The sequence below is a fragment of the Kitasatospora sp. NPDC086801 genome (assembly GCF_044745805.1).
Lineage (GTDB): Bacteria > Actinomycetota > Actinomycetes > Streptomycetales > Streptomycetaceae > Kitasatospora.
Window position 1 is genome coordinate 1 of sequence record NZ_JBIVAX010000035.1, and the last position, 7,352, is coordinate 7,352.

At 68.7% G+C, this 7,352-nt stretch carries 5 protein-coding genes; 4 read left to right on the forward strand and 1 reads right to left on the reverse strand.

The window, feature by feature from the left end:
* Nucleotides 1–27 precede the first annotated feature (27 nt).
* The 3 genes from ACIPLC_RS28545 (at nt 28) to ACIPLC_RS28555 (ending at nt 5,355) form a co-directional block, all read left to right on the forward strand.
* Nucleotides 28–3,402, forward strand: coding sequence for an SDR family NAD(P)-dependent oxidoreductase (locus tag ACIPLC_RS28545; protein ID WP_400475888.1), 3,375 nt, complete (start codon nt 28–30; stop codon nt 3,400–3,402).
* Nucleotides 3,403–3,486: 84 nt separating this feature from the next.
* Nucleotides 3,487–4,407, forward strand: a complete 921-nt coding sequence (locus ACIPLC_RS28550; RefSeq protein ID WP_400475889.1) for a proline iminopeptidase-family hydrolase — start codon at nt 3,487–3,489, stop codon at nt 4,405–4,407.
* Nucleotides 4,408–4,419: 12 nt separating this feature from the next.
* Entirely contained in the window at nt 4,420–5,355 is a 936-nt protein-coding gene (locus ACIPLC_RS28555; protein WP_400475890.1) for an ACP S-malonyltransferase, read from the forward strand.
* 47 nt (nt 5,356–5,402) lie between these two features.
* On the opposite strand, the gene ACIPLC_RS28560 is transcribed toward ACIPLC_RS28555, so the two are convergent.
* Nucleotides 5,403–5,648 carry a phosphopantetheine-binding protein gene (locus ACIPLC_RS28560; protein WP_400475891.1) on the reverse strand — a complete coding sequence of 82 codons (246 nt, stop codon included), beginning with the start codon at nt 5,646–5,648 and terminating at the stop codon, nt 5,403–5,405.
* A gap of 107 nt (nt 5,649–5,755) precedes the next feature.
* Between ACIPLC_RS28560 and ACIPLC_RS28565 the strand changes: the two genes are divergently transcribed.
* Nucleotides 5,756–7,273 carry an AMP-binding protein gene (locus ACIPLC_RS28565; protein WP_400475945.1) on the forward strand — a complete coding sequence of 506 codons (1,518 nt, stop codon included), beginning with the start codon at nt 5,756–5,758 and terminating at the stop codon, nt 7,271–7,273.
* The last annotated feature ends 79 nt before the right edge of the window (nt 7,274–7,352 follow it).

Sequence of the window (7,352 nt, forward strand, 5' to 3'; positions counted from 1 at the left end):
GGTCGTGCTTACACGGCCGGAGTCCCGGTGGACTGGCCTGCCTACTTCGCCGGCAGCCACGCCCGACACACCGACCTGCCCACCTACGCCTTCCAGCACACCAAGTACTGGCTGGAAGGGATACCGGGATACAGCGATGTCGAGTCAGCCGGTCTGGACGGGGTGGAGCACCCCTTGCTGGGCGTGGCGGTGTCGCTGCCGGATTCGGCCGGTGTGGTCTTCACCGGCCGGCTGTCGCTGGGCACGCAACCTTGGCTGGCCGAACACGTGGTGCTCGGTTCGGTTGTGCTGCCCGGCGCGGCAATGGTGGAACTGGTCGCCCGTGCCGCAGACGAGGTCGGTTACGGGGCACTGGGCGAGCTCACCCTCGGCGCGCCGTTGGTGCTGCCTGAGCATGGCGGTGTCCAGGTGCGGGTCGTGGTGGGGGAGCCGGAGGACAGAGCGCGCCGGGTGCGGGTGTATTCGCGTCCGGAGCATCCGGGAGCGGAGTGGTCGGAACATGCGAGCGGCGTACTGGTCGCCGAGGCGGAACCGGCGGCTTTCGAGCTGACCACCTGGCCGCCGACGGACGCGACACCGATGAACCTCGACGGGTTCTACGAGGCGATGGCCGCCAACGGGTTGAACTACGGTCCGATGTTCCAGGGGTTGCGCGCCGCCTGGCGATCCGGCGAGGAGATCTTCGCCGAGGCAGCGCTGCCCGAGGGGGCACACGCTGACGAGTTCGGTCTGCACCCCGCGCTGCTGGACGCCGCCCTGCACGCGATCGCGTTGACCGTCGGTGAAAGTGGCCAGACCATGGTCCCGTTCGCCTGGTCGGGTGTGCGCCTGCACGCCGCAGGCTCCTCCACGGTACGGGTACGGGTGCGCCCGGCAGAAGACGCGGCCGTGGCGCTGGAGTTGGCGGACGGCGCAGGCAAGCCGGTGGCGTCGGTGAATTCGCTGGCGCTGCGGCCGATCTCGGTCGGACAGCTGGCCGCATTCGGAAGCGACGCCCTGTTCCGTGTTGAGTGGTCCACGGTGTCGGTGCCGGCCGGCGATTCGGTGTCGGCGTCAGTCTGGGACGAACTCGGGGACGCCGTGCCGGATGTCGTGGTGCTGCCGGTCGAGTCCGGTACGGACGCTGAGGCGGCTCGCGCGGCGACCCACCGGGTGCTGGCAGTGCTCCAGTCGTGGGCGGCGGACGAACGGTTCGCCGATTCCCGGCTTGTGGTGGTCACACGGGAGGCGGTCACGCTGCCCGGGGAGGCAGGTGACAACCTGGCCGGGGCTGCTGTCTGGGGTCTGATCCGGTCTGCGCAGGCCGAGCACCCCGGGCGGATCATCCTCGTCGATACCGATGGCGAACCGGACACCGATCTCACCGGTGTGCTGGCATCCGGTGAGCCCCAACTCGTCGTACGTGCGGGAGGGGTGTACGTCGCCCGCCTGGTTCGCACGGCGGCAGCCGAACCGGTCGGCGCGTTCGGTGCTGGCGGCACCGTCCTGGTCACTGGGGCGACCGGAACGCTCGGGGCTCTGGTCGCCGAGCACCTGGTCACCGAGTACGGCGTGGATAGCCTGCTGCTGACCAGTCGGCGAGGCGCGGACGCACCCGGTGCGACCGAGTTGGTTGCGAAGCTGACCGGAGCCGGCACACGGGTGGATGTCGTCGCGTGCGACGTTGCTGACCGGGCGGCACTCGCCGAACTGCTGGCCCGGGTGCCGACCGACCGTCCGCTCACCGGGGTGGTGCACGTGGCCGGCGTACTCGATGACGGGCTTCTGTCCGCTCTGACTCCTGAGCGTCTGGACGGGGTGCTGCGTCCGAAGGTGGACGCGGCGTGGAATCTGCATGAGCTGACCCGTGGGCTGGACCTGTCCGCGTTCGTGCTGTTCTCCTCGGCAGCCGGGGTGTTCGGAGCACCTGGTCAGGGCAACTACGCGGCTGCGAATGCGTTCCTTGATGCCCTGGCCGTTCACCGGCGTGGGCTGGGCCTGCCGGCGCAGTCGATGGCCTGGGGCTTGTGGGACCAGGAGGGAATGGCACAGTCCCTCGGCGAAATCGATCGCCGGAGGATGGCGCGGGGCGGGGTGCTGGCGTTGTCGACCCGCGAGGGACTGGCGCTGTTCGACCGGTCGGTCGGGCACGAGCAGCCAGTCGTGGTACCGGTCAGGCTCGACCTGGCGGAAGCCGCGGAGCTGCCGCCGCTGTTCGCCGGACTGGCGCGCGGCCCGGTGCGACGTAAGGCAGCGGTGGACGTGGGCGCGCTGCGGCGGCGGTTGGCAGGGCTGACTGGTGGTCAGCGCGAGGATGCGCTGGTCGAGCTGGTGCGGGTGCATGCAGCGGCCGTGCTCGGGCACGGCGGTCCAGACGCGGTCGAGCCCGAGCGTGAATTCCTGGCGATCGGCTTCGACTCGCTGGCCGCCATGGAACTGCGTACCAGCCTCGACACCGTCACCGGTCTGCGGCTGCCCGTGATGGCCGTGTTCGACAGCAAGACACCGGTTGGGCTGGCCCGGCTCCTCGACGCTGAACTTGCTGCGAGCCCGACTGGCCGGCCACATGGCGACCGGGCAGACGACACCGTGAGTGCCCTCTTCCGCACGGCGGTGGAGTCCGCGGGCGCGACCAAGGGGTTCGCTCTGTTGCGGGCTGTGGCCGATCTGCGTCCGGAGTTCGCGAGCCGCGCCGAGCTCGATCGCGTGCCGCAGCCGGTGCGATTGGCCACCGGGCCCGGGGCGCCGCGCCTGATCTGCGTCAACACTCCGATGGTCACTGGTGGCAACCACCAGCACGCGCGTCTGATCAGTCGGCTCGGCGGGCGGAACACGTCAGCGGTACCGGTGCCCGGTTTCGCGCGCGGCGAAGCCCTCCCGATCACCTCGGAGGCGGCGATCGCCGTGCTTGCCGAGTCGGTGCTGCTGGCAGCCGAGGACGAGCCGTTCGTGCTGCTCGGTTACTCCTCCGGGGGCGTGTTGGCACATGCTGTGGCCGAACGCTTGGAGAAGGCTGGGACAGGGACGAGCCCGACAGGGGTTGTGCTGTTGGACACCTACCAGGCGCGCGCGTCGAGCGAGTCCGGAGTGCTTGACGCGCTCGCGCTGGGCCTGCTGGCCAAGGAGGAGGCACTGGGCGGGTTCGATAGCGTCCGGCTCTCCGCCATGAGCCGGTACGTCGACCTGCTGCCGGACATCGAACTGGGGAAGCTGTCCACGCCCGTGCTGTTTGTGCGGGCAGGTGCGTCCTTCGTGGCCGGGTCCGGGCAGGTGTCGGACTGGGTGGCCAGGTCATGGGATGCCGCGCACGAGGTACGGGTCGTGCCCGGTACGCACTTCACCATCGTGGAGCAGGACGCCGCGACCACCGCCGAGGCGGTCGTGGAATGGTTGGACAGCTTGGGGGCCGCCGCCATGGGCTGACGCGGTGAACCCCCTAGCCGCCTCACCCCAGGTCTGGGGCGGCTAGGGGTTCAGCTGGATGCCAGGGGAACCTAGCGTGGGAACGTGCCAGACCGATCTTTTCCTCCCAACATCAAGGGAACACTGCCCTTCGGGGAGCATCGCACGTGGTACCGGGTCACCGGGGACCTCGGCGCCGGGCGCCCGCCGCTTGTCGTGGTCCACGGCGGACCAGGCAGCACCCACGACTACCTGCTGAACTTGGCGGCGTTGGCCGAGGAGGGCTGGCCGGTGGTGCACTACGACCAGCTCGGCAACGGCGGGTCCAGCCATCTGACGGACCGGGGCGCGGACTTCTGGACCGTGGAGCTGTTCCTCGCGGAGCTGGACAACCTGCTGACCCGGTTGGGCATCGCCGACGACTACGTCTTGTTCGGACAGTCGTGGGGCGGAATGCTCGCCGCCAAGCACGCATCGGTACAGCCCAAGGGACTGCGGGGGTTGGTGGTCGCCAACTCGCCGGCGTCCTACCCGCTGTGGCTGCGGGAGATGAAGGTGCTGCGGGAGGATCTGCCGGGGGGCGTGAACGACACGTTGCTGCGGCTCGAAGCGACCGGGGACACCCAGGGCCACGAGTACTTTGAGGCCATGCGGCAGTTCTACACCAAGCACGTCTGCCGGCTGGACCCGTGGCCACGCGACTTCATGGCCTCGTTCATGGAGATCTACAACGATCCCACCGTGTACTACACCATGAACGGACCCAGCGAGTTCCACGTGATCGGCACGCTACGCGATTGGTCGGTGGAGGACTGTCTGTCCGGCATCGCCGTGCCCACGCTGATCCTGTCCGGACGACACGACGAGGCCACCCCGGCGACCGTGCGTCCCTTCGCCGAACTGATCCCGGACAACCGGTGGGTGGTCTTCGAGTCCTCCAGCCATCTCCCGCACTTGGAGGAGCCGGAGCGTTTCCTTGCCGTCATGACCGAGTACCTGGGGAGCCTGGCCGGCTCGACCGTCTAAGGGAGCAGTCCATTGGGAACAGACACCGCCGTCGTTTTTCCGGGCATGGGGCCGACGCGCTTCGCCGACGTGGCGAAGTTCATGTTGATCAACCCCCAGGCCCGCAGGCTGACGCGTACTGCCGACGAGACACTCGGCTACAGCTTGGTCGATCGCTACCGCGATACTCCGGGCGACTACAGCGAGTACGCGCAACTCGCCTTCCTGGTCAACAGCCTCGCGCTGGCCGAGTGGGTCGAACAGACCCAGGGCGTGCGCGGTGGGATATGCGCTGGGCCGAGTTTCGGCGGCAAGGCGGCTGCGGTGTACTCCGGTGCGCTGTCCTTCCCCGACGCGGTGCGGATGACCTCGCGCTGGGCCCGCGTGTTGGAGGACTACTTTGCCGTCGAGCACCGCGACATCGTGGTCCAGTCGTTTGCCCGCGTACCCGAGCTGATACGGGCGGAGCTGTTGCGGGAGCTGGACGAGGAGGGCGAGTGGTACGACATCGCCTGCCACATCGACCACGACCTGACCATGGTGTGTTTGCGGGAGGGGCGGCTCGAGTGGTTCCAGCGGCGGGTGCGCGCGCACGGCGGGCTGCCGCTCTATGTCATGCGCCCTCCGATGCACTCGCAGGCGTTCACCGCTCTGCGGGACCGGGTCGAAGCCGAGATCCTCGACGTGCTGACCTTCGCCGATCCCACCATCCCGGTGGTGGCCGACCAGGACGGAAGGATGCTCACCACCGGCCCGGAGGTGCGGGCCATGCTGCTGGACGGATTCGTGCGCGCGGTTCACTGGCCGCAGGTCGTGCAGTCCTTGCGGGAACGGGGCGTTGACAAGGTTTACGTGTGCGGATCGGACAGTCTGTTCGGCCGGGTCCACTGCACCACCGCTGCCTTCGAGGTCGTTACTGCCGATCCCCGGCTGGCGTTGCGTCCCCAACGGCGCGGCATGGCCGCCTGAGCCGACAGGCCCGCCCGTGGCGATCGGTACGAGCGGGCCGAGGGTGCTCAGGCGAGCGTGCGCATCCGCTCGACCGCGGCCCACAACACACCTGGCGAGGTGAAGGTCTCCAGATTCAGGTCGTCCTCGATGAACCGCCCGTCGTACGCGGCCTCGAGGGAGGCCATCAGTTCCACCGTCGCCAGAGAGTCCAGGCCGAGGTCGCGCAGGTTCGTGTCGGGGCACAGTTCCTCGTCGGTTCCGAGGAACGGAAGGTATCCGTGCAGGATCTCATTAAACTGCTTGTCCAACATGCCGGCTCCGATTCGTGATGGTTTTCTGGAACCCCGAGGTGACTCAGGGGGAATCATTGTTGCACAGCGAAGAAAGCATTGCGCCCCATTTGGGCTCGGAGGAGCAAATGGATATTCGACCGGCGCTTTACTCGCGTTTTTTGCGCGGGTTGGCCGAGTCGCCACATGGCGTGGCAATTCGCACTGAAGGCGAAACGCTGAGTTATGCGCAGGTGCACGAAACCGCTTTGTGCTGGGCCGGTTCACTACTGGACGGCCCGGTCGGACAGCCGGCAGTTGTAGGGGTGCTGGCAGGCAGGGTGATCGAGGGGTACGTGGGGTTGCTGGCGGCCCTGTACGCGGGGGCGACGGTGGTCCCGCTGAACCCTGAGTTCCCCGCGGCGCGGACCGGGCGGATGATCGAGGCGGCCGGCGTGCGCGCGCTGATCGCCGACGGTCGCGGCACCGCTGTCCTGGCAGAGCTGGGGCTGGACCTGCCAGTGCTGGCCCCGGGAGGCGGCGGGAGCGTCCCGGTGCTGGCCCCGGGGGTACTTCACGAGCCGCTGCCCCCCGGCGACATCGCCTATGTCCTGTTCACCTCCGGCTCGACCGGCTCGCCCAAGGGAGTGCCGATCAGCCAGGTGAGCGCGCTGTCCTACTTCGACCTGCTCGACCGGCGCTACGACTTCACCGCCTCCGACGTGTTCTCGCAGACCTTCGACCTCAACTTCGACTGTGCGATGTTCGACCTGTTCTGCGCTTGGGGCGCCGGAGCGGCCGTGCACGTCGTCCCGCCGCACGCCTACCGGGTGCTGCCGGAGTTCGCCGCGGAGCGCGGGCTGACCATTTGGTTCTCGACGCCCAGCGCGATCTCGCTGGTTCGCCGACTGGGCGGATTGGCTCCAGGCGCCCTGCCCACGTTGCGGTGGAGCTTCTTCGCCGGCGAGGCGCTGCCGTGTGATGACACCGCCGACTGGCAGGCCGCCGCGCCGAGTTCGGTCGTGGAGAACCTGTACGGTCCCACCGAGCTGACTGTGACGGTGACCCGGCACAGGTGGTCGCCGGAGCGGTCACGCGGCCTGGCGGTCAACGGTGTCGTGCCGATCGGGGCGATTCACGAGGGGCACGAGCACCTGCTGCTGGGTGAGGACGGTCAACCCGTTGACACCGAGGGCGAGCTGTGCGTGACCGGGCCGCAGATGACCGCCGGCTACCTCGACCCGGCTGACGACCACGGCCGGTTCGCCGAGATTGATGGGCGTCGGTGGTACCGGACCGGCGACCGGGTCCGTCGACTCGGCAACGGCGACCTGGCCTACCTCGGCAGGCTGGACGCACAGGTCCAGGTGCAGGGGGTGCGGGTGGAACTGGCCGAGATCGACCATGCGGTGCGATCGTGCGAGGGCGTGGTCGAGGCGGCCACGGTGGCCAGGCAGGCGGCGCGGGGGCTGGAACTGGTCGTTTTCTACACCGGCGTCCCGACATCGCCGGCCGAGCTGTCCCGCCAGCTCAAACGCATTCTCCCGGCGGCGACGCTGCCGAGACATTACCACCACGTCGACGAACTCCCGCTGAATTCCAATCGCAAGGTCGACCGACGGGCCCTGGCCAGCGGGTTCTTCGGGGGTGTGAGCCGAGCCGGATAAGGGGAGTTAGGGGGTGTGGTCGCCGCTCATGTTCGGTAGGTTTTCCGGTTGGGCATTCCAGTGCCGGGTCCGGCACTGC

Excerpts from the sequence above, each read along its gene's own strand:
- ACIPLC_RS28560 (WP_400475891.1), bottom strand. The coding sequence starts at position 5,648 with ATGTTGGACAAGCAGTTTAATGAGATCCTGCACGGATACCTTCCGTTC.
- ACIPLC_RS28565 (WP_400475945.1), top strand. The coding sequence starts at position 5,756 with ATGGATATTCGACCGGCGCTTTACTCGCGTTTTTTGCGCGGGTTGGCC.